General features: G+C 71.0%; 32 protein-coding genes. 18 read left to right on the top strand and 14 right to left on the bottom strand.

Features of this window, described 5'->3' with window-relative positions; translation table 11 throughout:
• The first annotated feature begins 222 nt into the window (after nt 1–222).
• Nucleotides 223–1,080, top strand: a complete 858-nt coding sequence (locus ACWDN5_RS20880; RefSeq protein ID WP_449677452.1) for a bifunctional methylenetetrahydrofolate dehydrogenase/methenyltetrahydrofolate cyclohydrolase — start codon at nt 223–225, stop codon at nt 1,078–1,080.
• Complete coding sequence (locus tag ACWDN5_RS20875; protein WP_310967508.1) at nt 1,077–1,394, top strand: DUF3017 domain-containing protein; 318 nt, start codon at nt 1,077–1,079, stop codon at nt 1,392–1,394. The genes ACWDN5_RS20880 and ACWDN5_RS20875 overlap by 4 nt, the downstream gene beginning before the upstream one ends.
• On the opposite strand, the gene ACWDN5_RS20870 is transcribed toward ACWDN5_RS20875, so the two are convergent.
• Nucleotides 1,391–2,575, bottom strand: a complete 1,185-nt coding sequence (locus ACWDN5_RS20870) for an MFS transporter (RefSeq protein ID WP_310967506.1) — start codon at nt 2,573–2,575, stop codon at nt 1,391–1,393. The genes ACWDN5_RS20875 and ACWDN5_RS20870 overlap by 4 nt on opposite strands.
• A 182-nt stretch (nt 2,576–2,757) precedes the next feature.
• Nucleotides 2,758–3,081, bottom strand: a complete 324-nt coding sequence (locus ACWDN5_RS20865) for an ArsR/SmtB family transcription factor (RefSeq protein WP_310967505.1) — start codon at nt 3,079–3,081, stop codon at nt 2,758–2,760.
• A 109-nt stretch (nt 3,082–3,190) separates the two neighbouring features.
• Here ACWDN5_RS20865 and ACWDN5_RS20860 point away from each other — a divergent pair, with 109 nt between their 5' ends.
• On the top strand, nt 3,191–4,366 hold the full coding sequence (locus ACWDN5_RS20860; RefSeq protein ID WP_310967503.1) for an MFS transporter: 1,176 nt from the start codon (nt 3,191–3,193) through the stop codon (nt 4,364–4,366).
• Here ACWDN5_RS20860 and ACWDN5_RS20855 read toward each other — a convergent pair.
• Nucleotides 4,363–4,551: a DUF1918 domain-containing protein gene (locus ACWDN5_RS20855; RefSeq protein ID WP_191312265.1), complete on the bottom strand. Its 189-nt coding sequence runs from the start codon at nt 4,549–4,551 to the stop codon at nt 4,363–4,365. The two genes, ACWDN5_RS20860 and ACWDN5_RS20855, sit on opposite strands and share 4 nt — an antisense overlap.
• A gap of 197 nt (nt 4,552–4,748) precedes the next feature.
• On the opposite strand from ACWDN5_RS20855, the gene ACWDN5_RS20850 reads away from it, so the two are divergent.
• Both ACWDN5_RS20850 and ACWDN5_RS20845 read left to right on the top strand, forming a co-directional pair.
• Entirely contained in the window at nt 4,749–5,243 is a 495-nt protein-coding gene (locus ACWDN5_RS20850) for a TrmH family RNA methyltransferase (protein ID WP_449677451.1), read from the top strand.
• On the top strand, nt 5,240–5,800 hold the full coding sequence (locus ACWDN5_RS20845; protein ID WP_449677450.1) for a hypothetical protein: 561 nt from the start codon (nt 5,240–5,242) through the stop codon (nt 5,798–5,800). Before ACWDN5_RS20850 ends, ACWDN5_RS20845 begins: the two co-directional genes overlap by 4 nt.
• Here the strand turns inward: ACWDN5_RS20845 and ACWDN5_RS20840 are convergent.
• The 3 genes from ACWDN5_RS20840 to ACWDN5_RS20830 are packed head-to-tail and all read right to left on the bottom strand — an operon-like array spanning nt 5,797 to nt 7,701.
• Nucleotides 5,797–6,378 carry an HhH-GPD-type base excision DNA repair protein gene (locus ACWDN5_RS20840; protein ID WP_449677449.1) on the bottom strand — a complete coding sequence of 194 codons (582 nt, stop codon included), beginning with the start codon at nt 6,376–6,378 and terminating at the stop codon, nt 5,797–5,799. The two genes, ACWDN5_RS20845 and ACWDN5_RS20840, sit on opposite strands and share 4 nt — an antisense overlap.
• Nucleotides 6,379–6,408: 30 nt before the next feature.
• Nucleotides 6,409–6,903, bottom strand: a complete 495-nt coding sequence (locus tag ACWDN5_RS20835) for a DUF2165 domain-containing protein (protein ID WP_449677448.1) — start codon at nt 6,901–6,903, stop codon at nt 6,409–6,411.
• 21 nt (nt 6,904–6,924) lie between these two features.
• Nucleotides 6,925–7,701, bottom strand: coding sequence for an AraC family transcriptional regulator (locus ACWDN5_RS20830; protein WP_449677447.1), 777 nt, complete (start codon nt 7,699–7,701; stop codon nt 6,925–6,927).
• A 50-nt stretch (nt 7,702–7,751) separates the two neighbouring features.
• On the opposite strand from ACWDN5_RS20830, the gene ACWDN5_RS20825 reads away from it, so the two are divergent.
• Together ACWDN5_RS20825 and ACWDN5_RS20820 are read left to right on the top strand one after the other, a co-directional pair.
• Nucleotides 7,752–8,165 carry a DUF2000 domain-containing protein gene (locus ACWDN5_RS20825; RefSeq protein WP_310967492.1) on the top strand — a complete coding sequence of 138 codons (414 nt, stop codon included), beginning with the start codon at nt 7,752–7,754 and terminating at the stop codon, nt 8,163–8,165.
• 25 nt (nt 8,166–8,190) lie between these two features.
• Nucleotides 8,191–8,670, top strand: a complete 480-nt coding sequence (locus ACWDN5_RS20820) for a hypothetical protein (RefSeq protein WP_449677446.1) — start codon at nt 8,191–8,193, stop codon at nt 8,668–8,670.
• 1 nt (nt 8,671) lies between these two features.
• On the opposite strand, the gene ACWDN5_RS20815 is transcribed toward ACWDN5_RS20820, so the two are convergent.
• Genes ACWDN5_RS20815 through ACWDN5_RS20805 form a run of 3 tightly spaced genes read right to left on the bottom strand, consistent with a single transcriptional unit; the run spans nt 8,672 to nt 10,220 of the window.
• Nucleotides 8,672–9,283 carry a class I SAM-dependent methyltransferase gene (locus tag ACWDN5_RS20815; RefSeq protein WP_449677444.1) on the bottom strand — a complete coding sequence of 204 codons (612 nt, stop codon included), beginning with the start codon at nt 9,281–9,283 and terminating at the stop codon, nt 8,672–8,674.
• Between the two features lie 9 nt (nt 9,284–9,292).
• Complete coding sequence (locus ACWDN5_RS20810) at nt 9,293–9,673, bottom strand: DUF2203 domain-containing protein (protein WP_449677443.1); 381 nt, start codon at nt 9,671–9,673, stop codon at nt 9,293–9,295.
• Nucleotides 9,674–9,698: 25 nt separating this feature from the next.
• The gene (locus tag ACWDN5_RS20805; RefSeq protein ID WP_310967487.1) at nt 9,699–10,220 is read right to left on the bottom strand and encodes a hypothetical protein; all 522 of its coding nucleotides are present in this window, start codon (nt 10,218–10,220) and stop codon (nt 9,699–9,701) included.
• 246 nt (nt 10,221–10,466) lie between these two features.
• Between ACWDN5_RS20805 and ACWDN5_RS20800 the strand changes: the two genes are divergently transcribed.
• Complete coding sequence (locus ACWDN5_RS20800; protein ID WP_310967486.1) at nt 10,467–11,690, top strand: NADP-dependent isocitrate dehydrogenase; 1,224 nt, start codon at nt 10,467–10,469, stop codon at nt 11,688–11,690.
• 169 nt (nt 11,691–11,859) lie between these two features.
• Nucleotides 11,860–12,156 (top strand): SH3 domain-containing protein, encoded by a 297-nt coding sequence (locus ACWDN5_RS20795; RefSeq protein ID WP_310967484.1) that lies wholly within the window; start codon nt 11,860–11,862, stop codon nt 12,154–12,156.
• A gap of 4 nt (nt 12,157–12,160) precedes the next feature.
• On the opposite strand, the gene ACWDN5_RS20790 is transcribed toward ACWDN5_RS20795, so the two are convergent.
• From ACWDN5_RS20790 to ACWDN5_RS20780, 3 genes are all read right to left on the bottom strand, one after another.
• Nucleotides 12,161–12,709, bottom strand: coding sequence for a permease (locus ACWDN5_RS20790; protein WP_449677442.1), 549 nt, complete (start codon nt 12,707–12,709; stop codon nt 12,161–12,163).
• 79 nt (nt 12,710–12,788) lie between these two features.
• A complete protein-coding gene (locus ACWDN5_RS20785) occupies nt 12,789–13,343 on the bottom strand; it encodes a WHG domain-containing protein (protein WP_449677441.1) in 555 nt (184 codons plus the stop codon).
• A 914-nt stretch (nt 13,344–14,257) separates the two neighbouring features.
• Nucleotides 14,258–15,004 carry an MBL fold metallo-hydrolase gene (locus ACWDN5_RS20780; protein ID WP_449677440.1) on the bottom strand — a complete coding sequence of 249 codons (747 nt, stop codon included), beginning with the start codon at nt 15,002–15,004 and terminating at the stop codon, nt 14,258–14,260.
• Nucleotides 15,005–15,087: 83 nt separating this feature from the next.
• Between ACWDN5_RS20780 and ACWDN5_RS20775 the strand changes: the two genes are divergently transcribed.
• Entirely contained in the window at nt 15,088–15,906 is an 819-nt protein-coding gene (locus ACWDN5_RS20775; protein ID WP_449677439.1) for an exodeoxyribonuclease III, read from the top strand.
• Between the two features lie 5 nt (nt 15,907–15,911).
• Here the strand turns inward: ACWDN5_RS20775 and ACWDN5_RS20770 are convergent, their stop codons facing one another.
• Entirely contained in the window at nt 15,912–16,580 is a 669-nt protein-coding gene (locus ACWDN5_RS20770) for a chitinase (protein WP_396136871.1), read from the bottom strand.
• A gap of 471 nt (nt 16,581–17,051) precedes the next feature.
• On the opposite strand from ACWDN5_RS20770, the gene ACWDN5_RS20765 reads away from it, so the two are divergent.
• From ACWDN5_RS20765 to ACWDN5_RS20740, 6 genes are all read left to right on the top strand, one after another.
• On the top strand, nt 17,052–17,402 hold the full coding sequence (locus ACWDN5_RS20765; RefSeq protein WP_449677438.1) for a hypothetical protein: 351 nt from the start codon (nt 17,052–17,054) through the stop codon (nt 17,400–17,402).
• A 46-nt stretch (nt 17,403–17,448) separates the two neighbouring features.
• Nucleotides 17,449–18,480 carry a tryptophan--tRNA ligase gene (trpS, locus tag ACWDN5_RS20760; protein WP_449677437.1) on the top strand — a complete coding sequence of 344 codons (1,032 nt, stop codon included), beginning with the start codon at nt 17,449–17,451 and terminating at the stop codon, nt 18,478–18,480.
• Nucleotides 18,477–18,977 (top strand): AAA family ATPase, encoded by a 501-nt coding sequence (locus tag ACWDN5_RS20755; protein ID WP_449677436.1) that lies wholly within the window; start codon nt 18,477–18,479, stop codon nt 18,975–18,977. Before trpS ends, ACWDN5_RS20755 begins: the two co-directional genes overlap by 4 nt.
• A gap of 458 nt (nt 18,978–19,435) precedes the next feature.
• A complete protein-coding gene (yhjD, locus tag ACWDN5_RS20750; protein WP_449677435.1) occupies nt 19,436–20,446 on the top strand; it encodes an inner membrane protein YhjD in 1,011 nt (336 codons plus the stop codon).
• A 57-nt stretch (nt 20,447–20,503) separates the two neighbouring features.
• Entirely contained in the window at nt 20,504–21,613 is a 1,110-nt protein-coding gene (locus ACWDN5_RS20745) for an acyl-CoA dehydrogenase family protein (protein ID WP_449677434.1), read from the top strand.
• Nucleotides 21,610–22,047, top strand: a complete 438-nt coding sequence (locus tag ACWDN5_RS20740) for a winged helix-turn-helix transcriptional regulator (protein ID WP_310967465.1) — start codon at nt 21,610–21,612, stop codon at nt 22,045–22,047. Before ACWDN5_RS20745 ends, ACWDN5_RS20740 begins: the two co-directional genes overlap by 4 nt.
• On the opposite strand, the gene ACWDN5_RS20735 is transcribed toward ACWDN5_RS20740, so the two are convergent.
• Nucleotides 22,044–23,288, bottom strand: a complete 1,245-nt coding sequence (locus tag ACWDN5_RS20735) for a D-alanyl-D-alanine carboxypeptidase family protein (RefSeq protein WP_310967464.1) — start codon at nt 23,286–23,288, stop codon at nt 22,044–22,046. The two genes, ACWDN5_RS20740 and ACWDN5_RS20735, sit on opposite strands and share 4 nt — an antisense overlap.
• Before the next feature lie 43 nt (nt 23,289–23,331).
• On the opposite strand from ACWDN5_RS20735, the gene ACWDN5_RS20730 reads away from it, so the two are divergent.
• Together ACWDN5_RS20730 and ACWDN5_RS20725 are read left to right on the top strand one after the other, a co-directional pair.
• A complete protein-coding gene (locus ACWDN5_RS20730; protein ID WP_310967462.1) occupies nt 23,332–23,571 on the top strand; it encodes an SCO4848 family membrane protein in 240 nt (79 codons plus the stop codon).
• A 63-nt stretch (nt 23,572–23,634) separates the two neighbouring features.
• The gene (locus ACWDN5_RS20725) at nt 23,635–25,026 is read left to right on the top strand and encodes a S8 family peptidase (protein ID WP_449677433.1); all 1,392 of its coding nucleotides are present in this window, start codon (nt 23,635–23,637) and stop codon (nt 25,024–25,026) included.
• Nucleotides 25,027–25,415: the final 389 nt, after the last annotated feature.

The raw sequence follows: 25,415 nt of genomic DNA, 5'->3' as shown, positions 1-25,415 counted from the left end.
TTTTGACTGCTCGCGCGCGCGAGTGCACCCCGCATGTGGGTTTTGCCGCCCGGTCACCCGGTGGCACCGGGCCTGACCTCGGGTGATGCGACGTGCGGTAGGTCACAGCTTGATCGCGGGCACCGTCGCGATTGGACCGTGTGGGGTAGCGATCAGTCTACGGGCTGCGACCAGCCGCGCCTGGAAGCGACGCGCGGGGGTCGCTTTGCCAGAATGGGGCGCGTGACGGCGAAGATTCTCGACGGCAAGGCCACCAAGAACGCCATTTTCGCGGAGCTCGAGCCCCGCGTCGCGGCCCTCGCCGCGAAGGGGGTGACGCCCGGTCTCGGCACTGTCCTGGTCGGCGACGACCCGGGGTCGCACTCGTACGTGCGGATGAAGCACGCCGACAGCGGCAAGATCGGGGTCAACTCGATCCGCCGGGACCTGCCGGCCGACATCACCCAGGAGAAGCTCGAAGCCGTCATCGACGAGCTCAACGCCGACTCGGCCTGCCACGGCTACATCGTGCAGCTGCCGTTGCCGAAGCACCTGGACGCCAACCGCGTGCTGGAGCGCATCGACCCGGAGAAGGACGCCGACGGCCTCGCGCCGGTCAGCCTCGGCCGGCTCGTGCTGGGCCAGCAGGGCGCGCTGCCGTGCACGCCGTACGGGATCATCGAGCTGCTCAAGCGCCACGGCGTCGAGCTGAACGGCGCGCGCGTCACCGTGGTCGGCCGCGGCATCACCGTCGGCCGCACGCTCGGCCTGCTGCTGACCCGCCGCAGCGAGAACGCCACCGTGACGCTGTGCCACACCGGCACCCGCGACCTCGCCGCCGAGGTCCGCCGCGCCGACGTCGTGGTGGCCGCGGCGGGCGTGCCGGGGATCATCACGCCGGACATGGTGGCGCCGGGCGCCGCCGTGCTCGACGTCGGCGTGTCCCATGTGGACGGCAAGCTCACCGGCGACGTCCACCCGGGAGTCGCCGAGGTCGCCGGCTGGATCTCGCCGAACCCGGGCGGGGTCGGCCCGATGACCCGGGCGATGCTGGTCAGCAACGTCGTCGAAGCGGCGGAACGCTCGGTCCAGGGCCGATGACGATGACCGAGGAGCGGCGGGAGGTGTCCGGTCACCGGCCCTCCCGCTTCAGCCAGCTGCCGTTCGCGGCGGTGCTGCTGGTGGTGGCCGTCGCGGCGCTGCGGATCTTCCAGTACCACTGGCGGGAGGGCGCGGCGCTGATCGGCGCCGCGCTCCTCCTCGCCGCGGTGTTGCGGGCGGTCCTGCCGGCGGCCCGGGCGGGCCTGCTGGCCATCCGCGGCAAGCTCGTGGACGTGGTGACGTTCACGGCCCTGGCGGCGGCGGTGCTGTACGTCGCCCTGACGATCACCGGCGGCCCGCTCGGATCTTCTTAGGACGCCAGGGCGAGTTCCCGCCGTTCGGCGCGGGCTTCGCGGCGGTCCAAAGTGCCCGAGACGACGGCCAGCGTCAGTCCGAACACCGCGAGCAGCGCGCCGACCCAGTTCGGGGCGACCAGGCCGAGCCCGCCCGCGATCACCAGCCCGCCGAGGTAGGCCCCGATCGAGTTGGCGATGTTGAACGCGGACTGGACGGCGGCCGACACCAGGGACGGTGTGCCGCCCGCCTTCTCCATGATCCGCGCCTGCATCATCGGGCCGATCATGAACCCGGCCACGCCGACGAAGAAGATCGTGATCGCCGCGCCGATCTTGCCCTGCGCGGTGATCGTGAAGATGCCCAGCACCGACGCCAGCGCCAGCAGCGCGATGTACAGGCTCGGCATCAGCGCGCGGTCGGCCAGCCGGCCGCCGAGCAGGTTGCCGATCGTCATGCCGACGCCGGCCAGGGACAGCAGCAGGGTGACGTTCGACGGCGAGTAGCCGGCGACGTCGGTCAGCATCGGCGTGATGTAGGACAGGCACGCGAACACGCCGCCGAGGCCGAACGTGACGATCGCCAGCGCGAGGTGCACCTGCGGCCGCTTGAACGCGCCGAGCTCGTTGCGCAGCGACGCCTCGGCGGCGGGCTTGCCCTGGTGCGGGACGAGCTTCGCGATGGCCGCGATGGCGACCAGGCCGATCACGGCGACGACGCCGAAGGTGGCGCGCCAGCCGACCTGCTGGCCGAGCAGCGTGCCCAGCGGCACGCCGATGACGTTCGCCAGGGTCAGGCCCAGGAACATCAGCGACACGGCCTTGGCGCGCTCGCCCGGGCCGACGAGGCTGGAGGCGACGACCGCACCGGCGCCGAAGAACGCGCCGTGGGGTAGGCCGGCGAGGAACCGGAACGCGACGCCGAACTCCTGGTTCGGCGAGAGCGCGAAGAGGGCGTTGCCCAGCGTGAACAGGCCCATCATGGCCAGCAGCATGGTCTTGCGCGGCAGCCGGACGGCGACCGCGGTGAGCAAGGGGGCGCCGACAACGACGCCGAGGGCGTAAGCGGAGATGAGGTGGCCGGCAGCCGGGATGTCGACGCCGAAGTCGGCGGCCGCCTGGGGCAGCACGCCCATCATGACGAACTCGGTGGTCCCGATGCCGAAAGCTCCGATGGCGAGCGCGAGCAGCGCGACGGGCACGGCACTCCTTCCAAGGTGGGTAAACGATTACTCAGCCGATCTCTGGATCGGTTCAGTACGGGGGCATAAAGAAAGACAGCCGATCGGCCCCAGCGCCGTGAGCTGCCTTCGCCCAGTCCAACAAGCGAGGGGGCCGGTTGTCATCCCGATATCGGGTGACGATCCACACCGTAACGCCGTGATCAGCGCTGAGCGGCCAGGACGCCGTTCAACAGGCCGGGGAACAGGGCGTCGAGATCGTTGCGGCGCAACGAGTTGAACCGCGTGGTGCCTTCCTGGCGGCCGGCCACGACCCCGGCCTGGCGCAGGATGCTCAGGTGGTGGGTGATTGTGGACTTCGTCACCGGCACGGTCAGCGCCCCGCACGCCACTTCGTGCTCGGTGGCCGCCAGTTGTCGGACGATGGCCAGCCGCACCGGGTCGGCCAGGGCGCGCAACACCCCTTCGACGGTGATCTCTTCCCGGGCCGGGTGGGCGATCGGGGGCAGGGTGTCGGTCTTGGCCATGGGGCCATTGTACGACGCCGGTCGAAATTCGGGGGTGAGTCGTAGTACGGTGACTGTCGAACTACGACGTTCATCGAACTTATCCCTGCTTCGCTTGGGGGCCCAGCCCATGTCCGCACCTGCCCAGCCGAGGATCTCGGTCCTCGCCTTCGGCGCCTTCGGCGTCGGGACCAGCGGTTACATCGTCGCCGGGCTGCTGCCCGCGCTGACCGGCGAGCTGCACGTCTCGGCCACGGCCGCGGCGCAGCTCGTGACCGCTTTCGCCATCGCGTACGCAGTCGGCTCGCCGCTGTTCGCCGCGGCCACCGGCACCTGGGAACGCCGGACGCTGCTGGTCGCCGCGCTCGTCGTCACCGGCGCCGGCAACCTGTTCGCCGCGCTCGCGCCCGGCTACGGCTCGCTGCTGGTCGCCCGGGTGGTGACCGCGGTCGGCGCCGCGGTGTTCACCCCGGCGGCGAGCGCGGTGGCGGCCGAGCTGACCGCGCCGGAACGCCGGGGCCGCGCCGTCGCGCTCGTGTTCGGCGGCCTGACCGTCGCGCTCATCTTCGGCGTCCCGCTCGGCAGCCTCATTTCCCAGCACCTCGGCTACCGGACGGCGTTCGCGCTGGTCGCCGCGTTTTCGCTGGTCAGCGCGCTGGCCGTGCGCCTCGCGCTGCCCACGGTCGCCGCGCCGCCGCGGGTGGGCCTGGCCGAGCGGTTCGCCGCCGGCCGCGACCCGCGCGTGCTCGTCATGCTGGCCACGACGGTGCTCGCCTGCCTCGCCGCGTTCATGGTCTACACGTTCGTGTCACCGCTGCTGGCCGCCACGGCGGGCGTGCACGGCACGACGGTGACGGTGCTGCTGTTCTGCTACGGCGTCGGCGGCGCGATCGGCAACTTCGCGGGCGGCCGGGCGGTCGACCGCTGGGGCTCGCGGGCGCCGCTGCTCGTGGTCACCGTGGCCATCACCGCGGTGATGGCGCTGCTGCCGCTGACGACGGTGACGCCGGTCGCGGCCGGCATCTCGCTGTTCGTCTGGGGGCTGGCGACGTGGTCGTTCAACCCGCCGGTGCAGCACCGCCTGATCGAGCTGTCGCCGGGCCACGCGGGGCTGGTGCTCTCGCTCAACGCGTCCGCGATCTACCTCGGCGTCGGCCTGTCCGGCGTGGTCGGCGGCGCGGTGCTGTCGAGCGGCGGCCCGCGGTTGCTGCCGGAGGTCGCGGCCGCGCTGACCCTCGTCGCCCTGCTGCTGGTGGGCTCGGCGTGGGGGCGGGTCCGCGAGCCTCGGGAACCGGTCGCCGTCTAATCGGCGTGCGCCTGGACCTCGCAGTCGGGGCCGGGGTACACGAGCCCTTCGTGCCCGTCGGCGAACCGCACCAGATAGGGCGGTGCGCCGTCGGGGCCCCGGACTTCGAGGATCTCGCCGCGCTGCTCGGCCGCTCCGACGGTCCGGCCGTGCACCTGGATTTCGTCGCCTACTCCTGCGTGCATGGGCTTCACCTCCGGGTCCAGGGTAGGAGCGGAAATCCGTCCCGTGGACCCCGCGAACGGGTTAGAATCCCCGGCATGATCAGCGAATCCGGAGGCGCCGCGCCTCGGCGCCGGTGAGCCCTTCGGTCCGGGTCCGCACGCCCCGAGAGCTGCGGAAGTCCCGGCGGAGCAAGGCACATTCCTGTTGGGGGCACCTGGTGGCCGCCCCGCTGTGGCCGTTGCACGGCGCGAACCTCGGCACGCTCCTGCGCACCTGCGACGCCGTCGGCGCGTGCCTCGCCGTGCCGCGGTTCCCGTGGGTGCCCGAAGCGTTGCGGAGGGGGAACACGTTGCGGCGTCCGGCCTGCGTGCACTGGGTGCACGACCCATCGGCCTGGCTGGCCCGCGAACGCGCGGCGGGCACGAAGGTGGTCGGCGTCGAGCTGGCCGAGGAAGCCGTCCGGCTGGCCGACCTGCCTGCCGCCCGCGGCCGCACGATCGCCGTGCTCGGTCATGAGCAGACCGGGATCCCGCCGGAGGCTCTCGACCTGCTCGACAGCGCTTTCGGGGGTCCGGGTGGCGAAGCCCCCGGCCCGGGGCGGAGCCCCGGTTGTCACAGCGTCGTGGAGATCCCGATGGTCGGCACCGGTGCCAGCCTGAACGTCGCGGTGGCCGGGAGCCTCGTGCTGTACAAGCTGGCGGGCCTGCTGTGACGAGTCTCGAGTGGACGGTCGCGGAGAACGCGGCGTGGTGCGATCTGGTGTGCGGCGGGGAGTTCGGCGCGCGGGCGTGGACTTCGCCGTCCCGCACACCGGAGTACTACCCGGACGCGGTGACGCTGACCCCGGACGCCACCGCCGCCGACATCCTCCCGTTCGTCGACGCCTCGGCGGGGTGTTCGGTCAAGGACAGCTTCGCGACCTTGGCGTTGCCGGGGTTCTCGGTGCTGTTCGAAGCCACGTGGATCGCGTGCGGGCCGGGCGTCCCCGAGCCGGGCTGGCGGCGGGCGACCGAGCACGGCTTCCCGGTCGACACCTCGGTGGCGGTGCTGTCCCGCGGCCCGGCGCTGGTCGTCGCCCACCGCGGTGAGGAGGTGGTGGGGCTGTCCAACTTCGCGGGCCCGGCCTCGGCGTGGCCCGGCGCGGTGGCAGCGGTGGCGGCGGCGTTCCCGGGCCTCCCGGTGGTCGGCTACGAACACGGCGACGCGCTGCGCATCGCGCTGGACCACGGAGCTTCGGCGCTCGGACCCCTGCGCGTCTGGGTGCGTTAGCCGGTCGTCGCGGCGGCCTTGGCGGCCTTCTTGAACGCGCGCACCTCGGCGAGGGTTTCGGCGCTCGTGACGTCGGCGATCGACCGGCGCGAACCCCGGTCGCCGTACGCGCCGGCCGCCTCGCGCCAGCCCTTCGGCTGGATGCCGCGCTGCTTTCCCAGCAGGGCCAGGAAGATCTTGGCCTTCTGCTCCCCGAACCCGGGCAGGGCCTTGAGCCGCTTGAGGACCTCGGGGCCGTCCGGCTTCGGGCGGCCGTCGAGCCAGAGCCCCTCGGTGCGGCCGTCGTACTTCTCGATGATGTGCTGGGCGAGCGCGTGGACGCGGCGGGCCATCGAACCGCCGTACCGGTGGATGGCCGGCGGCACCACACAGAGCTCGACGAACTCCTCGAGGTCGGTCGCGGCGATCTTCGCCAGGGAGAACCCGTCCATCCGGATGGCGATCTTCCGCGGGCCCATGAAGGCGTGCTCCATGGGGAACTGCTGGTCCAGCAGCATGCCGACGAGCAGGGCGAACGGGTCGTCGTTCAGCAGCTCGTCGGCCGCCGGGTCGCCGGTCAGGTGCAGTTCGCGCAGCATGCCGTCATCTTGACACAACGACCCGTCTTCCTACGTGCTCTCCCGCTCCGGCAGGTGCGCAACGACCAGCGCGACCGTCGCGATGAGGAAATTCTGCAGCGCCGGCTGCAGCCCGTTCCACTTGTCCGACTGCCACATCTGGAACCACTCGCCGCCGATGGCGAGGAAGCCGACGCCGAACAGCAGCACCCACATCACCCAGCCGAGTGTGGACAGGCGCCGGGCCGAGGCACTCCCGCGCAGCCACGCCACGAACGCCGCGATCAGGACCAGGGCCGTCAGCGTCTCCCACGCGATGATCACCACGTACGCCGCGTTATGCAGGCCGGTGCCGGTGATCGCGCGCCACATCGTGTCCGGTGAGCGGAACGTCGTGTCCATGGCGAGGACGTGCTGGACGAAGGCCTGGTTCGTGCCGAAGTCGGTGATGTTGCCGAACGCGATGAGCGCCATCTGGAGCGCGGTCATGCCGGTGAGGACGACGACCGCGGACCGCAGGCCGCCGAACCTGGCGAGGAACCCCATGTCCGGATCGTAACGACGTCGTCACCGGGTTTTCGCGTAGCGCGACGGCGTCGTCCCCAGGTACCGCTTGAAGTGCCGGGTCAGGTGGGCCTGGTCGGTGAACCCGGCCGCCGTCGCGACTTCCGCGGCCGGGGTGCCGTCGAGCAGCAGGCGGCGGGCCCGGTCCACCCGGCGGCCGGTCAGGTACCGGTGCGGCGGCAGGCCGAACCGCGCCCCGAAGCAGCGGACGAGGTACGCCGGGTGCGCGCCGAGCGTCTCGCCCGCTTCGGCCAGCGTCAGCGCTTCCGGCAGGCGCGCGTCCAGGAGGTCCCGGAGGTCGTCGGCCAGGCCGCGCTTCGGCTCGTGCGACGCCGGCTTGCCCAGGTGGGTGCGCAGGCGGTCGGCGACCAGCACCAGCCGGCTCTCGGCCTCCAGCGCGTCGCCGGGCTCGGCGAGGGACGCGTGGAGCTGGTGGATGCGGGTGCGCAGGAGGCCGTCGGCGAGGCTCGGCCGGTCGACCGCCGCGCCGATCAGGTCTTCGCCGAGCACCGGCGTGTCCAGGTAGAGCACGCGCTTGCGGAAGCCGTGGCTGGTCGCGGCGCGGCCGTCGTGGGCGACGCTCGGCGGCAGCAGCGTCACGGCCGGGCCGAGCGCGCCGTGGTGGTGGCGGTCGAGGTCGTAGCGGATGACGCCGTCGTCGACGATCAGCAGCGTCCACGTGTCGTGCGTGTGCAGCGGGTAGGCGTGCGTGGTGAAGCGCGCGTGGAAGACCTCGGCGATTCCCGGGACCGCCGGCCGCCAAGCCGCGACGTCCGCCATGTCAAGAACGTACAAGACGCGGTCGTCGCGCCCGGGCGATCGTGACCGGCATGAGTTCCTTCGACACGAAGATCGCCGTCCTGCTCCGCGACGACCTGGCGTCCTGGCAGCGGCTGAACGTCACGGCGTTCCTGGTGAGCGGCATCGCCCACGTGACGCCCGAGCTGATGGGCGAGCCGTACGCCGACGCCGACGGCACCGAGTACCTGCCGATGTTCGGCCAGCCGGTGCTGGTCTTCTCCGGGACGGCGGCCGTCCTCACGGCGGCCCACGCCCGCGCGCTCGGCCGCGGCCTCCGGTTCTCGATCTTCACCGACGAGCTGTTCCACACGGGCAACGACGCCGACAACCGCGCGGCGGTCCGCGAGGTGCCGGGGGAGAAGCTGGCGCTGGCCGGGCTCGCGGTGCACGGGCCGAAGAACGCCGTCGACAAGATCCTCAAGGGCGCGTCGCTGCACCGTTGAGTAAAACCCCCTGTCTCCCGGGAGGGTGAGCTGCCAGGCGGCCGGACTGGGCTCGGCCCTCGTGCCGGTCGCCTCGGCGGACCCCCTGCAGACGGTCGACTACACCTCGGAGCAGGGCGCCTGGCCGCTGGAGGGCAGCGCCCACTACGTGGCTCCGGGCGACGAGATCGCCGTGTGGGAGTACGACGGCGTCCTGAAGGTCGATGTCCAGTCGGGTCTGAAGGACCTGCGCGTCGAGCTGAGCGCACCGACGGGGGAGACCCTGCACACCGGCACGTACACCGGCGCGCGGTTCCGCTGGCAGAGCGACCAGGAGCTGACCACACCGGGCATCTTCGTCTACACCCACGGCAACGTCTGCAGCGAGGCGTACGCCGACTTCACGATCGACCGGCTCGACCTGGACGCGAACGGCTGGGCGACCGACGTCGACCTGACGTTCGTCCAGCACTGCGGCAGCCCGGACGCCCCGGCCACCCGCGGTGAGGTCCACTTCCAGGCCTGAGTCAGGGGGCCGTCGCGTGCACCACGAAGACGCTGCGGACGCGCTCGCCGTCGTCGGCGGTGAAGGTCTTCGCCGACACATCGACGAAGCCGTGGGCCAGCGCCGCGGCGCCGGCCTCGTCGAGCGGGAACGACAGGTCGTCCGGCACGAACGCGGCGAACGGCCCCGACGGCTTGAACCGCGCCCCGGACACCACCGAGAACGCCAGCCGCCCGCCCGGCTTCAGCACGCGCAGCCAGTCCGCGAACGCCACCGCGCCCAGGAAGTGCAGCGAGGACGCGCACAGCACGACGTCGGCCGAGTGGTTGGGCGCCGGCATCGGCACCGCCGGTCCGACTTGCCACGTGATGAGGCCGGCCGGATCCTGCGCGGCGGCCTTCGCCTCGGCCCGCGCGACCATGGCCGGCGACAGGTCGACAGCCAGCACGCGCGTGGGCTTCAGCTGCAACGCCGCGTACGCCGCGAAGCCGGTCCCCGTGGCGACGTCCAGCACGAGTTCCGGGCCGGACGGCAGCGGCTCGACCAGCGCGGCGGCCACCGAGGCGTGGAACGTGTCGTCGTCGTAGTGCTCGGCTGTACCGTCGAAGAACGCGGCCCGGGATTCGTCGCTCACGAACCCAACCTAGCCAGGCCCACCAGCGGTTTTCAGGCGGCGACGGCCGGCGAACCCGAGGTCCGCGCGGTGGTACCAGGCCAGCTCGCCGTCCCCTTCCAGCCAGCACAGGAGCACGTCGGTGCCGTCCAGCTCCGCCGGGAAGTCGACCAGCAGCGGCGCGAACCCCTTGAGCTCGGCGCCGGTGCGCTGGACCGTCGTCATCAGGTCGTCGAGGCGGGCCTGCGCGGCCTTCCACTCGGGCAGGCCGCCCAGCTCGGTGGCCCGGCCGCCCGGTCGCAGCGACGCCGCGAGCTCGGCGGCGTCGGCGCGGACGCGCACGAGTTCGTCGAGGACCGGCCGCAGGCGCGCCAGTTCGGCGCGGGCCTCGGTGACGGTGAACAGTCCCATCCGCCGATGATGCCACCGGCGTGGGTCAGCCTTCGCGCCGCCGCCGGACCAGGGCGTTGGCCAGTCCGCTGCCGACCAGCAGGAAGCCGACGCCGAGCAGGCCGCCGATGAAGAGGAAGTCCATGACGCCGTAGGCGATGTCGCTCTTCGGCATCAGGTTGACCAGCCGGAACCCCCATTCGGGCATGGCCATCGCGGCGACGCCGGGCAGCACGCCGTAGATCAGGCCGCCGAGGATCGGGCCGACCGCCGACAGGGCGCCGAGCGCGGCGACGACCAGCAGCAGGATCGCCCCGCCGGCCAGCAGCGCGATGCCGAGGGCGTCGCGGTTGGTGCTCAGCGTGGCCTGGATCAGCTGCTGCTGGCGCAGGCCGCCCCAGCTCAGCAGGCCGAGCGCGACCGGCGTCAGCACGAGCCCGCCGAGCGCGCTGACGACGTGCGCGGCTCCGCGGCGCGGCCGCTCGTCGAGCACGTCACCGGGCTCACCGGAATCCTGGTAGTCGTTCTCGTAGTCGTCTTCGTAGCCGGCGTACCGATGGGTCGACATGGCCGTCACCTCCCGCATCAAGAATTCACGGGTGGCATCGTGCCCTGGTTCACGCCCGAAAAGCGATGGTCGCTCGGCGAGCGGTCGGATCGGGCCGTGCCCGGTGATCCGCGCCACAAAGCGCGGGTGGAGACTTGATGCCGACCACTACTTGAACCATCCAGGTGCGTCAAGCAGTACGCTTGTACCGCTACCGGCGAGACGTATCGAAGAACGCGAAGATCCGCGGAAGGAGCACCGCTGCTCATGGCCAAGATCAAGGTCCAGGGCACCGTCGTCGAACTCGACGGCGATGAGATGACCCGCATCATCTGGCAGTTCATCAAGGACAAGCTGATCCACCCGTACCTGGACGTGAACCTGGACTACTACGACCTGGGCATCGAGGAGCGGGACCGCACCGACGACCAGGTCACCATCGACTCCGCGAACGCCATCAAGAAGCACGGCGTCGGCGTCAAGTGCGCGACCATCACCCCGGACGAGGCGCGCGTCGAGGAGTTCGGCCTCAAGAAGATGTGGCTGTCCCCGAACGGGACGATCCGCAACATCCTCGGCGGCGTGATCTTCCGCGAGCCGATCGTCATCCAGAACATCCCGCGGCTGGTGCCGACCTGGACGAAGCCGATCATCATCGGCCGCCACGCCCACGGCGACCAGTACAAGGCGACCAACTTCAAGGTCCCCGGCCCCGGCACGCTGACCATCAGCTTCACCCCGGAGGACGGGTCGGAGCCGATGGAGTTCCAGGTCGCGAAGTTCCCCGAGGGCGGCGGCGTCGCCATGGGGATGTACAACTACCGCAAGTCGATCGAGGACTTCGCGCGCGCGTCGCTGCAGTACGGCCTCGACCGCGGCCTGCCGGTCTACATGTCGACCAAGAACACGATCCTCAAGGCCTACGACGGCATGTTCAAGGACGTGTTCCAGGAGATCTTCGACGCCGAGTTCAAGGCCGACTTCGACAGCAAGGGCATCTCCTACGAGCACCGCCTGATCGACGACATGGTCGCCGCGGCGATGAAGTGGGAGGGCGGCTACGTCTGGGCGTGCAAGAACTACGACGGTGACGTCCAGTCCGACACGGTCGCGCAGGGCTTCGGCTCGCTCGGCCTGATGACATCGGTGCTGCGCACGCCGGACGGCCGGACCGTCGAGGCCGAGGCCGCGCACGGCACGGTCACCCGGCACTACCGCCAGCACCAGCAGGGCAAGCCGACGTCGACCAACCCGATCGCGTCGATCTACGCCTGGACCCGCGGCCTCGAGCACCGCGGCAAGCTGGACGGCAACCAGGAGCTGATCGGCTTCGCGAACAAGCTGGAGCAGGTCGTCGTCGAGACCGTCGAGAGCGGCCAGATGACGAAGGACCTCGCGCTGCTCATCAGCAAGGACCAGCCGTGGCAGACGACCGAGGAGTTCCTCGCGACGCTGGACGACAACCTGGCGAAGAAGATCGCCCAGGGCTGAGTTCGTGCTCTGAGGGCCCCTCCCCGGTTCGCCGGGGAGGGGCTTTCTCTTTGATCACACGGGGTGACGTCGCTGGCGCCTCCGGGTGGTTGCGTCGTCCGGCGCTGCCGTCGGGGTAAAGGATTGCCTACCCTTGGCGTGGGGACGGGCTCGCGGGTTGGAGGAAGGCATGTCGAAGAAGACTCTGCTCATCTTGGGCGCGCTCGTCCTGATCGTCATCGTGTACGTGAACTCGTCGGGCAAGCAGGCGTCGGGAGCGTCGGCCACCGGCTGCAAGGTGACGGTGACCGCGGACGTCCTCAACGCCCGCGAAGCGGCCGACGGCAACGCCAAGGTCGTCGGCAAGTACCTGCGTGACGCCCAGTTCGACGTCCTGCCGGGTGTGCAGGCCGGCTTCCGGAAGGTGGCCGACAACAAGTGGGTGGCCGCCGAGTTCACCCAGCCCGTCGCCGGCTCCGCCTGCTGAGGTTTCAGAGGCCGATCAGGTCGGCCGCGAGCGTGACGACGCCGAAGGCCGCGGCTGACAGGCCGAGCGTCCGCGCGCGTTTCGGGTCCCGTTTCGTGGCGGCGCGCCAGTAGAGGCCGATCCCGACCGCCAGCATCAGCAGTTCGACGACGGCCGAGACGGCGGGCAGCCGCCAGAGCCCGAAGCCGAAGACGGGCAGATCACCGGCGTTGCCGGGCAGGATCGGCAGGTCGGCGCGGTGCACGACGAGGTCGAGCAGCCAGTGCGAGAAGACGACCCCGCCGAGCACGAGCCCGGCTTCGCGGCCGAGCCACTTGGCGGCGACGGCGCCGAAGAGCGCGGCGAGCACGAGCGCGCCGACGAGCGAGTGCGTGTAGTCGGCGTGGATGACGCCGCCGCCGTAGCCTTCGCCGTCGATCGTCTCGACGCCGCTCAGGTAGAGCGGCACGAAGACGACGTCGAGCCAGGCGGTGGCGAGCATGAGCGTCCACACGGGAATGGCCGGACGGCCCGCCTTGACGGCGGCGGCCAGCCCGAAGTGCCCGGCGATCATCGGCGGGCCTCCGTCCAGGGGAAGCGCGTGTCGAGCACGCCGAGCCCGACGGTGAAGAGGAGGACGGCGAGGATGAAGGTCATCGTTTCTCCGGGTGGTTCGTCGCGTAGTCGGTGAGGCCCTGGACGAGCATCTTCTTGAGCACTTCGAAGCTTTCGCCGACGTCTTCGGGGCGCCCGAAGCCACCGGAGGCTTCGAGGCTCGCGAAGCCGTGAACGGCGGCGCGGATGCACCGCGTGGCGTGGACGGATCGGGCGTGATCGAAGCCGAAGGGCCGCAGGACGGCGAAGACGACTTCGGCAACGGCATGGGTGGCGCTGCTGAGCTCGACATCCCCCTGATCGGGGGCGGCGGTCAGGGCGTGGGTGCGGTGCGGGTGGGCTTGCAGGTAGCGCCGGTAGGCGTCGGCCAGGGCGGCAACGGCGTCCCCGCCCTCCCGCCCGGTGGCGGCGTTCTTGAGGGTTTCGGCCATTTCTTTGACGACCCGGAGGTCGATGAGCCGCCGAAGGTCGGCGAGGTTCTTGACGTGCTTGTAGAGCGAGGGCGCGGCAACCCCGGCACGGTCGGCGACCTTGGCGAGGGTGAGCTCGCCGGGCCCGCCTTCATCGACGAGGGCGATCGCCAGCTCGACCACGGCATCGGTGGTCAGGCCGGCTCTAGGCGACATGGTGGCTACTTGGCATAGCTTAAAAGCTAATGAAAGTAGCTTCGGTGGTCAAGGCCCGGTTTTTGTCGGTGGTGGGTGATAGAACTGATCACGTCGAAAACCGCAGGTGGCGGCCGTTGGGGGCCGTGGGAAGGAGGGGACGTCCGGGGGCGGGCGACAACTGAATCGCGGCATGGGCCGGGGTGTCCGCGGGGTCTCCAGGGGGAGTCTCGCGGGCCGTGCGGCGCGGGGGATCGAGCCTTGGGGACGTGCTCAGACGGGGGTCGGAGCACGAGGGACGATCGTCGGTGCCGGGGTGCCGGGGTGCCGGGGTGCCGGGGTGCCGGGGTGCCGGGGTGCCGGGGTGCCGGGGTGCCGGGGTGCCGGGGTGCCGGGGTGCCGGGTGCCGGGTGCCGGGTGCCGGGTGCCGGGTGCCGGGTGCCGGGGTGCGGCAGCGGTCGGCCGGGTGAGGCGGCGGTCAGCCAGGCACGGCAGCGGCTGGGGGCCGGCCAGGCGGGTGAGCGGCGGCGGTCGGCCGGTCAGGCGAGGGGGCGGCCGGCCAGGCGCGGCCGCGGCCGGCAGGCGCGGCGGCGGCTGGGTGAGGCGCTTAACCGGGCGCTGCGGCCGGTCGGTCGGGCGAGGCGGTGAGCCGATCGCGGCAGCGGCTGGCCGGCCGCGGCCGCGGCGGCGGTCGGCCTGGCGGGTGAGGCGGCGGTTGGCCGGCCGACCGGGCGAGGCGGTCGGGCGTGGCGGTCGGCCGGGCGCGGCGGCTGGCTGGGCGGGCGCGGCGGCTGGGTGAGGCGGCGGCTGGTCGGTCGGCGAGGCGGCGGTCAGCCGGTCGGGCGAGCCCGGCGGTCAGCGAGGCGACGATCAATCAGCCGGGCCCTGCACTCCATCAGGCGTCAGAGCGCGATGACAAGGTCCTCCTCCGCCACCACCACCTCGCCACGGAACTCGCCCTGCGCCTCCTCGGCTGCCGCGGCGCGGTCGGTGCCGGGCCAGAAATGCGTGAGCAGGAGCCTTCGCGCTCCAGCCTTCTCCGCCCAGTGGCCCGCCTCCGCGGCCGTCATCAGGTAGCGGGGCTCGCCCTCCGGTGGTGGGGTGCTGAGGGTGGCGTCGCAGATGAACAGGTCCGCATCGCGCCCGAGCTCGGCCAGCGCCGGCGACGGGCCCGTGTCACCCGTGTAGGCGACGGTCAGCCCGTCCGCAACCAGGCGCACCCCGAAATTCGGCTGGTGGTGCGGCAACGCGTACGACGTCAGCCGGAACGGCCCGACGTCGGCCGCCTCGCTGAGGTCGTGCACGTCGAAAAGGGTCGTCGGATGCGGCCTGGGCTCCATCGCCTCGAGCCTCCGGATGGTCCCGGGCGTGCAGTGCAGCGGCAGCCGTGCCGAAGGCGCGTCGACCTGGACGGTGTAGTGCCACGCGCGCCCGAGTGCGCTCACGTCGGCGCAGTGGTCGGGGTGCTCGTGCGTCACGATCACCGCATCCGGCAACCCGCCGCGGCAGTGCGCGAACAGCCGCGGCGCGGTGCCGTACCCGAGGTCGAGGACGACGCGAAACCCGTTGTGCGACAACAGAAAACCGGCGCAAGCGCGTCCGGGCTCCGGCCACGCGCCACAACTGCCGAGCACAGTCAGATCACCCATGCGCGGCAGTCTGGCAGAACCGGCACCGCGCCTGCCGCCGGTCACCTCACCGGCCCCGCGGCCCGGACACTCCGCCGGGTAGCGTGCAGTCCGTGCTGACCGTCTCCACCGTGAACGTCAACGGCCTCCGCGCCGCCGCCAAGAAGGGCTTCGTCGAGTGGCTCGCCGCCACCCAAGCCGACGTGGTCGCCTGCCAGGAGGTGCGGGCCGAAGCCAGTCAGCTGCCCGCCGCCGTCGTCGAACCCGAGGGGTGGTTCTCCGTGCACGCCCCCTCGGCCGCCAAGGGGCGCAACGGCGTTGCCGTCTACAGCCGCGTCGAGCCCGAAGAGGTGCGCGTCGGCTTCGGGGAGCCCGAATTCGAAGACAGCGGGCGGTACCTCGAGGTGCACCTGCCGAACGTCGTCGTCGCGAGCCTCTATCTGCCCAGCGGGGACGTCGGCACCGAACGTCAGGACGAAAAGGAACGCTTCATGGCCGCGTTCCTGCCCTACCTCGTCGAGCTCCGGGCGAAGGCCGCCGCCGACGGGCGGGAAGCCGTCGTGGTCGGGGACTGGAACATCGCCTACGACACCGTCGACCTCAAGAACTGGCGCGGCAACCGCAAGAACTCCGGCTTCCTGCCCGAAGAACGCGCCTGGCTCGGCCGCGTCTACACCGAGGCCGGCTTCACCGACGTCCAGCGCCGGCTCGATCCCGAAGGCCCCGGCCCGTACACCTGGTGGTCCTACCGCGGCCAGGCCTTCGACAACGACTCCGGCTGGCGCATCGACTGCCAGCTCGCGACGCCCGGCCTCGCCGAGAAGGTCGTCGACGTCGTGGTCGAGCGAGCGGCCGCCTACGACCAGCGCTGGTCCGACCACGCGCCCGTCACCGCGACCTACGACATCGACTTCCCCCGGTAGGACGGTCAGCAGGAGAGGTTGCCGCCCGTCGGGACGCCGAGGATCCCGGCGAACCGCGTGTACAGGTCGATCCGGCTCTGCACCTGGGCCGGGTTGCCGCCGTTGCACTCGATCGAACCGTTGATGCTGCGGATGGTCTCGCCGAAGCCGCGCCCGTTGACCATCGCGTCGTGCGGCGTCATCGTGCCGGGGCCGCTCTGGGTGTTCCAGTACCAGAGCCCGGTCTGCCACGCGACCGCCGCGTCCCGCTCGACCAGGTACGGGTTGCCGAGGAGGTCGATGCCGAGCGCGTCGCCGGCCGCCTTGTAATTGAAGTTCCAGCTCAGCTGGATCGGGCCGCGGCCGTAGTACGCCGCGGTGCCCGCCGGGCAGCCGTACGGCTGGCTCGTGTCGCAATAGTGCGGGTAGTTCGCGGTGTTCTGCTCCACGACGTACACCAGCCCGCCGGTTTCGTGGCTGACGTTCGCGAGGAACGCGGCGGCTTCCTGCTTCTTCACCGTGTCGTCGCCGGTGTTCGCGAAACCGGGGTAGGCCGACAGCGCCGCGGTGAGGCCGCTGTAGGTGTAAAAGGTGTTGCGGCCCGGGAACATCTGCCCGAACTGCGCTTCGCTGACCACAAAGGACGCAGCGGAGGCGACCGGGGCCAGTGCGACGGCCGTGACGAGCGCGCTCATCGCCACTCCGGCGCGCTTCAGGAAGCGGGTGATCGCCATGCGGAACTCCTCTTGTCACGCCGTCCGGGCGCGGTCCGGACGGACTCGGCAACTACTCCAAGAGGTATAGACCAATCACTATCCGGTGAAAAGTTTTCCGAACAGGTGGACGCGATCGGAGCAGTGGGCACTGCGGCGAACGTCGCAGCGTGAGCGGATGCTGCGAAGAACGGGTGACCCTCGATCGGACACTGTCCGGTCACGCTCTACTTCAAGTAGTAACGACTTCACCCACCCGGGTGGCGAAAGTGAACCCCGGGGGCGCCGGAAGCGTATTACGGAATGAGCGCTACCCTCGCTTCCGAGTTGATCAGAACCGGCAGGTCTTGACACGCTCGGTAGTTTTCTGACCAGTAGCACGCAACGTCTCACTCGGATGGGTGAGCGTTACTCGCGGGAGGCACTCCGGTGCGCAACCCAGGTCGAACCCTGTTGCGGTCCACCCTGCGCGGTTCCCGCGCGGCCGTGGTGGCCGCGCTCGTCCCGGCAGGCTTGCTCCTGGCCGGCGGCAGCGCGTTCGCCGCCGACACGACGACAGCGCAGGCCGACACCAACGTGGAGGCCTTCGGCGTGCTCGGCCCCGTCGGGCTGGTCGCGGTTGCGCTCGGCATCGTCGGCATGACGCTCGGTGTGCTGCGCCAGCGCCGCAAGACCCGGCTGGCCGAGGCCGCCCCCGCGGTGCCGGAGGTGCCCGACCCGGTCACGGCGATGGCCGAAGCCGTCCTCGGCGAGCCCGACGCGACGCCGACCCGCCCGTTCCTCACCCAGCGCCCGAACGCCTGAGGGCCCTCGGCGCCCGCCGCTCGTCCCGGCCTGGAAGAATCCTGACGTGTCCGAAGAGCAGACCGTCGCAGAGCGCCGCCCGCGGGTCCTGTCCGGGATCCAGCCGACCGCCGACTCGTTCCACCTCGGCAACTACCTCGGCGCGCTGCGCCAGTGGGTGAAGCTGCAGGACACGCACGAGACGTTCTACAGCGTCGTCGACCTGCACGCGATCACGGTGGAGCAGGACCCGAAGGTGCTGCGCCAGCGCACCCGCGTCTCGGCCGCGCAGCTGCTCGCCATCGGCATCGACCCGCAGCGCAGTGCCCTCTTCGTGCAGAGCCACGTCCCGGAGCACGCGCAGCTGAGCTGGGTGCTGGAGTGCCAGACCGGCTTCGGCGAGGCCGGCCGGATGACGCAGTTCAAGGACAAGTCGGCGAAGCAGGGCTCCGACCGCTCCAGCGTCGGCCTGTTCACCTACCCGGTCCTGCAGGCCGCGGACATCCTGCTCTACCAGGCCGACGCCGTCCCGGTCGGCGAGGACCAGCGCCAGCACCTGGAGCTGACGCGCGACCTCGCGCAGCGCTTCAACAACCGGCTGGGCAAGACGTTCGTGGTGCCGGAGCCGTACATCATCAAGGACACGGCCAAGATCTACGACCTGCAGGAACCGACGGCCAAGATGAGCAAGTCGGCGTCCAACGTCAACGGCATCATCGAGCTGCTCGAGGACCCGAAGCGCTCGGCGAAGAAGCTCCGCTCGGCGGTGACGGACACGGGCCGCGAGGTCAAGTTCGACGCGGAGAACAAGGCGGGCGTCTCGAACCTCCTGACGATCTACTCGGCCCTGACCGGCCGGACGATCCCGGACCTCGAAGCAGCGTACGAGGGCAAGGGCTACGGCGACCTGAAGAAGGACCTCGGCGAGGTGTTCGTCGAGTGGGTGACCCCGATCCAGGAGCGCGCCAAGTCCTATTTGGACGATGTCGCGGAGCTGGACAAGGTCCTCGCCGCGGGCGCCGAACGAGCGCGCGAGGTGGCGTCGAAGACGCTGGCCAAGACGTACCAGCGAATCGGGTTCCTGCCGCCGGTGCGGTGAAGCTGATCCTGCTCAACGGCCCGCCGGCCAGCGGCAAGTCGACGCTGGCCCGGCGCTACGCCGACCACCACCCGCCGGCGCTGGCCCTGGACGTGGACCGCATCCGGGCGATGCTCGGCGCCTGGCGATCAGCGCCGGGCGAGGCCGGCCGGCTCGCGCGGGAGATCGCCCTGGCGGCAGCGCGGACGCACCTCGGCGCGGGGCACGACGTGGTGGTGCCGCAACTGGTGGCGCGGGCCGGGTTCCCGGAACGGCTCGAGGCGCTGGCGGCCGAGTGCGGGGCGACTTTCCACGAGGTCGTGTTGCTGCCGGGGCGGGAGGAGGTCCGCCGCCGCTTCGCCGCGCGTGGTTCGTCGGAGATCGAGTCGGCCGTGCCGCTGACCGAGCGGGAGCTGGATGAGGCTTATGAGGCGGTCGCCGCGTTCGCGGCAGGTCGAGGGGCGCCGGTGCTCACCGCGGTGGACGCCTATCCCGCGCTGCTGACCTTGGTCACGTGAAGTGTGGCGCGCCTTTCCCGTGGCGTGCCCACCACCCCGAAGCCGGGATTGTCACTACGGCCGGTAGCACCGCGTCAAGGCGGGAAAGCGTGCCTTGACCCGGCACCACCGACCGTGTTCTGGCTTCGGATCGGGGCGGCGGGGGAGGTCTGGGTGGAGTGCAGGTCTGGGCGTCCGCGTGCCGTTCAGACCGGTGAGCAGCTGAAAGGTCACTCCGACTCTGCCGCAGTCCCCACCCTCCCTGGGGGCGTGCCCAAGTCCAGTCTATCGGCACCCACCGACAAATCCTGCCTCCCGACCAGAAGCGGGACAATTGATCCACAGCCGGCTGACGTTGTGGACAACTTGCGGGCAGCGGCGCCGCTCATCACGGCGGCCACGGACCACACGCCGAACTGACCTCCCCCACGCCGGCCGCTCGCGTTGCGGGGTTCACCTTGCGTGGTTAGCGTTTCACGGTGGCGACTGAAGAAGAGGAAAAGCTCCTGCCGCGGTTGCGGCGGAAGTACCCGTGGCTCGATCACCTCATCCGGGCCAACGATGCCTTCACCGAGCGGTACGGCAACCACTACGCCGCCGCCATCACCTACTTCAGCGTGCTCTCCGTCATCCCGATCCTGATGGTCGCCTTCGCCGTTGTGGGGCTGGCCGTCAACAACGATCCGGACATCATCCGGCAGATCTCCGACGGCATCAAGAAGTCCGTGCCCGGGGGGCTGCAGACCCTCGTCACCGGGATCGTCGACGCCGCGCTCAAGTCCGGGAGCGGGATCGGGATCTTCGGTCTGCTCATCGCCCTCTACTCCGGCGTCGGGTGGATGTCGAACCTGCGGGACGCCCTCACCGCGCAGTGGGGCCAGGAAAAACAGCCGCAGCCGGTCGTCAAGCAGACGCTCAAGGACCTCGTTGCGCTGATCGGGCTCGGGGTCGCCCTCATCGTCTCCTTCGCGCTGACCGCGATCGGCGGTGGCGTGGGGCAGTTCCTGCTCGAACTCGTCGGGCTCGAACACGCCACCTGGGCGATCGTCCTGCTCCGGGGCGCCACCATCGTCCTCGGGCTGGCCGCGAACACCCTCGTCTTCCTCTGGGTGATCGCCCGCCTGCCCCGGGAACGCGTCGCGCTGCGCAGTGCCGTGAAGGGCGCCGTGTTCGCCGCGGTCGGGTTCGTCGTGCTGCAGCAGGCCGCCACGATCTACCTGGCCAGCGTGACGAAGTCGCCCGCGTTCGCGCTGTTCGGGCCGGTCATCGGCCTGCTCGTGTTCGCCAACCTCGTCTCGCGCTTCCTCCTGCTCGTCACGGCCTGGACTGCGACGGCCGAGGAGAACGAACGCAAGGTCATCGCGCCTCCGCCGCCGGTTCGGCTCGAACAGAACGTCACCCTCCAGCGTGGGCCCGGCCTCGGCGCCGTCGCCGGGGCCTTCAGCGCCGGTGCGCTGCTCGCCTGGCTGGGTGGGCGCCGCAAGTCTTGACAGCCACGCGCCCAGTAAAGAAACTGAACCGGTAAGAAATCTGAACCGGAGGGTTTCGTGCTGCTGGACGCCGCCCGCGAGTGTGCCGACCTCGCCAAGACCCTCGCCCCGGTCACCGAGCGGCAGCGCGCCCTGCCGCCCGAACTGGTCGCGAAGCTGACCGACGCCCAGCTGTTCCGCACCGGCGTCCCCGGCTACCTCGGCGGCCCCGAAGTGCCGCCCGCCGTCAGCCTCGAAACCGCCGAGACGGTCGCCCGCGGGGACGCCTCGGCCGGCTGGTGCGTCTCGATCGCCGTGACCAGCAGCCTGCTCTCGGCCTACGCCCCGCGGAAGTGCGCCGAGGAGGTCTTCGGAGACCCGCGCACGGTCGCCGCCGGGGTCTGGGCGCCACGCGGGAGCGGCCGGAAGATCGACGGCGGTTACCTCGTCACCGGCCGATGGGCCTTCTGCAGCGGCATCCCGCACGCCGACTGGCTCTTCGCCGGGTTCGTCCACGAGAAGGCGCTCTACGTCGCCGCGTTGCCGAAGGCCGACATCGCGGTGCTCGACACCTGGCACACCAACGGCCTGCGCGGCACCGGCAGCCACGACTGCGTCGCCGACGACCTGTTCGTCCCGGATCACCGGGTCTTCTCGGTGCTGGCCGGTCCGCCGCCGGAAGCCGTTGCGCTGCACCGGTTCCCGCTCTTCGGGTTCTTCGCGCTGTCCGTCGCGGCCGCCGCGCTGGGCAACGCGCGCGGCGCCATCGACGACCTCGTCGAACTCGCCTCGACGCGCACCCCGCTCGGTTCCAGCCGGTCGCTGGCCGAGAGGTCGGCGACCCAAGCCGCCGTCGCGGAGGCCGAAGCGGCCCTGCGTGCCGCGCGGCTGCTCTTCTACACGAGCATCGACGACGCCTGGCAGGCCGCGCAGGGCCGCGAACCGGTCCCGGACGCGCTCAAACTGGGCCTCCGGCTCGCTGCGACACACGTGACGCGTACCGCCGCGAAGGTCGCCGAGAGCATGTACGACCTCGGCGGCGGCGCGGCGATCTACGAGACTTCGCCGTTGCAACGCCGGTTCCGCGACGCGCACACCGCGACCGCCCACTTCCAGGTCAACCCGGCCAGCTACGAGCTCTCCGGCAAGCTCCTGCTGGGCGTCCCGGCCCGGACGGAACAGCTGTGACCGGCTTGGAGCACCGGTTCACGGCGGACTCGGTCGGCCGCGCGCTCGACCTGGTCGGCGAGCGGTGGAGCCTGCTCATCCTGCGGGAGGCGTTCTTCGGCGTGCGCCGCTACGGCGAGTTCGCGCGCAACCTGTCCATCCCGCGCCCGACGTTGTCCGCGCGGCTGAAGACGCTCGTCGACGCCGGTGTGCTCGAGCGGGTCGACCCGGTGCCCGAATACGTGCTGACCGCCGCCGGGCGGGATCTCTTCGGTGCCGTCGTCACGCTCATGCAGTGGGGGGACCGGCACCTCGCCGGCCCCGAGGGACCACCGGTCCTGTTGCGGCACCACGACTGCGGGGAGATCGGCGGGACGTACGTCGCCTGCGGCCACTGCGGCGGCGCGATCGCCACCGATCGGGTGACGCCCGAGCCGGGGCCCGGTTTCCGCTAGCCCGCGGCCTTCTTGCGCTGGTGCCCGACCACGAACCCGCCGACGATGATCAGGAACACCACCAGCGTGATGATCCAGCCGGTGACGCCGAACGGGTCCTCCTTCGCCGCCGACGCGGCCGAGGACGTGCCGCTGTTGCCGGTGCCGCCGTCGGCGAGCACGGACGGATCTTCGCTCGACGGTGTCGCGGCCGGTGCCTGGTAGGTGATCTGGCCGACCGGCACGGCCCGGTCCTCCTCGAGCGCGAAGCCGTAGTCGAGCAGCTTCGCCGCCTGGTCGACCACCTTCGTCGGCTTCTGCTCGGCGCGCAGCATGACGACCGCGAGGCGCTTGCCCTTGCGCTGCGCCGCGCCCACGTAGGTGTGCCGGGCGTCGTCGGTGAAGCCGGTCTTGCCGCCGAGGAAGCCGGGGTAGACGCCCAGGAGCTTGTTGTCGTTGAAGATCGGGATGGCCGGTTTGCCGCCGGTCGCCGGGATCTCGAAGCTCTTCGTCGCGACGACCTTCGCGAACTCCGGCTGCTTCATCGCGTAGTGGAAGATCAGGCTGAGGTCGTAGGCCGAGGTCGACATGCCCGGCCCGTCCAGGCCCGAGGGCGTCGCGGCGCGCGTGTCGAGCGCGCCGACCTTCGCGGCCAGCGCGTTCATCTTCGCCACCGTGGCGTCGACCCCGCCGAGCACCGTGGCGAACGCGTGCGCGACGTCGTTGCCCGAGTGCATCAGCAGGCCGTGCAGCAGCTGGTCGACGGTGTACCGGCCGCCGGCGACGAGGCCGACGCAGGTGCACTCCTGCTCGGCGTCCTCTTTCGTCGCGACGATCGGCTGCTGCGGGTCCAGCTGGGTGACGACGACCAGGGCGAGCAGCGTCTTGATCAGCGACGCGGGCCGCTGCCGGGCGTGCGGGTCCTTCGCCGCGACCACCGCGCCGGTGTCGAGGTCCTGCACCACCCAGGACGCCGCGGTGTTGCCGTCCGGCGGGTTGAGCGCGCCGTCCGGGGTGATCAGGCCGCATTCGGCCATCCGGGGGCCGCCGACCGGGACCGCGGGCACCGCCAGCGGCGCCGGGGCCTGCTTGCCCGGCGCGGGCTTCTCCGACGTGTCGACCGGCGGCGGGGGTGCCTGGCGGTTCGCGCACTGACCCTGTTGCGGCGCCGCGGCCGCCAGCGCCGGCGAGCTCAGGGCCAGGAGGGCGGCGGCGAGCGTCGTCGTGAAGACCTTGAGCGACCGGGAAACAACGGAGTGCACCCACGCAATCTAGCGTCGCGACCGCCGCCGCATACTACGGGGCATGCGCATTTCACGCGGCACCTCGCTGTTCCTGCTGGCCTTCGGTGTGTGGTCGTGGATCATCTGGATCACCTTCGCCAAGAACCTGTGGGACAGCGACCGGGCCTGGACCCCCGACGGCTCGCCCACCGCCTACTTCGTGGTGCACGCCGTGCTGACCGTCGTTTCGTTCGTGCTCGGCACGATCATCGGCGTGCTCGGCTGGCGCGGCGTCCGGGCGACCGCGCGGGTCTCCTCCTGACTTTGGTCGGTGGCGCGGCTTCCGGGGCCGGTTTAGGTTGACGCCACAGACCCTGGAGGTGGAATGTCCCGTTTACGTCGAATGGCGGCCCCGCTTGCACTGGCCGTCGGAGGCGGCCTGTTCGCGGTGGCCCCGGCCGCGGAGGCCGCGCCGGTTGCCTGCGACACGACGAGCACGCCGTACACCTACGTCGTGACGTACCAGCCGGGCACCCGCGCGTCGGCCGTCGACAAGGAGCTGGCGGCCAAGTGCGGCACGAAGGTCGCGTACTACGCGCCGATCGGCGTCGCGATCGCCAGCTCGCGCAATGCGGACTTCCAGCAGAAGATCGGCGTCTACCGGGCCTATTCGGGCGCCAAGGACGTGGCCTCCCAGGGTGCCTCGGCCCGTTCGCTGGGCGCGGTGCGCACGCTGGAGGACACCCGCTCGGTCGCCGCGGCCGGTGACCTGTCCGCGCAGCAGTGGGACATGAAGGCGATCCACGCGCCGGAAGCCAACAAGATCTACCAGGGCAGCCGCGCGGTGACGGTCGGCGTGCTCGACTCGGGCATCGAGGCAACGCACCCGGCGCTCAAGGCGGCCCTCGACGTTCGTTCGTCGGCGGGCTGCGTGACGGGCGCGCCGGACCTGACGCCGGCCTCGTGGCAGCCGACGACTTCGGACCACGGAACGCACGTGGCGGGCACGATCGCGGGCAAGGACCCGGCGGCGGGCTTCACGGGCATCGCCCCGGGCGTCCGGCTGGCCTCGGTGAAGGTGGTCAACGACGCGGGCTACATCTTCCCGGAGTCGGCGGTCTGCGGCTTCGTCTGGGCGGCGGAGCACGGCTTCGCGGTGACGAACAACAGCTACTACATCGACCCGGGGATGTTCTACTGCCCGAAGCAGCCGGGAGACGCGGCGGCGTTCGAGGCGATCCGCAGGGCGGTGGCGTACTCGACGCACCGAGGAGTGCTCAACGTGGCGGCGGCGGGCAACGACAGCTTGGACCTGACGAACCAGACCACGGACAAGAACCGCCCGCACCCGGTGGACGCGTCGTGCGCCATCCTCCCGGGCATGGCTGACGAAGTGGTGACGGTGTCCTCGGTCGGTTACGCGGGCACGAAGTCGGACTTCAGCAACTACGGCGAGATCGAGGTAACGGCCCCGGGCGGCGCGTTCGAGCAGTCACCGCCGGAAGGAGCGGGCCCGGCCTGCCCCCTGTCATCGGTGGTCGGCGGCCAGTACGGCTCGAAGTGCGGAACATCAATGGCATCCCCCCACGCGGCAGGGGTAGCGGCGCTCCTGGCATCGAAGTTCCGCGGAGCATCCCCGAGGTTCCTGACGCAGATCCTGGAGAGCGAAGCGGACGTGGTGAAGTGCGCATCGACGGAAGAGGCGTGCACGGGCCCGGCGAAGAACAATTCGTACTACGGCCACGGCCTGGTGAACGCCCTGGACGCAGTCCGCTGACGCAAAAATAGAGGAGCTGGGTGGTCATCCCGTCGCCTGAGGCCGTCAAATCACTTTGAGCCGGGCCCGCAACCCACCGCGCGGGGCTGGCTGACGACGCGGGCTTGCGGGCCCGGCTCAAAGTGATAGGCCTCGATTCAGGCGACGGGATGACCACCCCGCGGCCCACCCACCCAACGTGGGCCAGCAGCGGTAGCCGGTGGTCATCCCGGAGCCTGCCTGTCCGGCGAGGACGCTTTTGTCTTTTCTGCCGCGGCAGAGCGGGTCCGACCTCCCCCGCCCCTCCGGTGGGATTCTCAGTCGTCGACCGGGTGTGTCAAGGCGGGAAAGCGTGCTGCTGACAACCAGGCGTACGAAGTTCATCAGGTCATGTTTGTAAATTATGATAT

This window comes from Amycolatopsis sp. NPDC003731, assembly GCF_053586895.1.
This window is presented reverse-complemented; position numbering and strand designations above follow the sequence as displayed.

Excerpts from the sequence above, each read along its gene's own strand:
- ACWDN5_RS20875 (WP_310967508.1), top strand. The coding sequence starts at position 1,077 with ATGACGATGACCGAGGAGCGGCGGGAGGTGTCCGGTCACCGGCCCTCC.
- ACWDN5_RS20865 (WP_310967505.1), bottom strand. The coding sequence starts at position 3,081 with ATGGCCAAGACCGACACCCTGCCCCCGATCGCCCACCCGGCCCGGGAA.
- ACWDN5_RS20860 (WP_310967503.1), top strand. The coding sequence starts at position 3,191 with ATGTCCGCACCTGCCCAGCCGAGGATCTCGGTCCTCGCCTTCGGCGCC.
- ACWDN5_RS20855 (WP_191312265.1), bottom strand. The coding sequence starts at position 4,551 with ATGCACGCAGGAGTAGGCGACGAAATCCAGGTGCACGGCCGGACCGTC.
- ACWDN5_RS20840 (WP_449677449.1), bottom strand. The coding sequence starts at position 6,378 with ATGCTGCGCGAACTGCACCTGACCGGCGACCCGGCGGCCGACGAGCTG.
- ACWDN5_RS20835 (WP_449677448.1), bottom strand. The coding sequence starts at position 6,903 with ATGGGGTTCCTCGCCAGGTTCGGCGGCCTGCGGTCCGCGGTCGTCGTC.
- ACWDN5_RS20830 (WP_449677447.1), bottom strand. The coding sequence starts at position 7,701 with ATGGCGGACGTCGCGGCTTGGCGGCCGGCGGTCCCGGGAATCGCCGAG.
- ACWDN5_RS20825 (WP_310967492.1), top strand. The coding sequence starts at position 7,752 with ATGAGTTCCTTCGACACGAAGATCGCCGTCCTGCTCCGCGACGACCTG.
- ACWDN5_RS20810 (WP_449677443.1), bottom strand. The coding sequence starts at position 9,673 with ATGGGACTGTTCACCGTCACCGAGGCCCGCGCCGAACTGGCGCGCCTG.
- ACWDN5_RS20805 (WP_310967487.1), bottom strand. The coding sequence starts at position 10,220 with ATGTCGACCCATCGGTACGCCGGCTACGAAGACGACTACGAGAACGAC.
- ACWDN5_RS20800 (WP_310967486.1), top strand. The coding sequence starts at position 10,467 with ATGGCCAAGATCAAGGTCCAGGGCACCGTCGTCGAACTCGACGGCGAT.
- ACWDN5_RS20795 (WP_310967484.1), top strand. The coding sequence starts at position 11,860 with ATGTCGAAGAAGACTCTGCTCATCTTGGGCGCGCTCGTCCTGATCGTC.
- ACWDN5_RS20790 (WP_449677442.1), bottom strand. The coding sequence starts at position 12,709 with ATGATCGCCGGGCACTTCGGGCTGGCCGCCGCCGTCAAGGCGGGCCGT.
- ACWDN5_RS20780 (WP_449677440.1), bottom strand. The coding sequence starts at position 15,004 with ATGGGTGATCTGACTGTGCTCGGCAGTTGTGGCGCGTGGCCGGAGCCC.
- ACWDN5_RS20770 (WP_396136871.1), bottom strand. The coding sequence starts at position 16,580 with ATGAGCGCGCTCGTCACGGCCGTCGCACTGGCCCCGGTCGCCTCCGCT.
- ACWDN5_RS20730 (WP_310967462.1), top strand. The coding sequence starts at position 23,332 with ATGCGCATTTCACGCGGCACCTCGCTGTTCCTGCTGGCCTTCGGTGTG.
- ACWDN5_RS20725 (WP_449677433.1), top strand. The coding sequence starts at position 23,635 with ATGTCCCGTTTACGTCGAATGGCGGCCCCGCTTGCACTGGCCGTCGGA.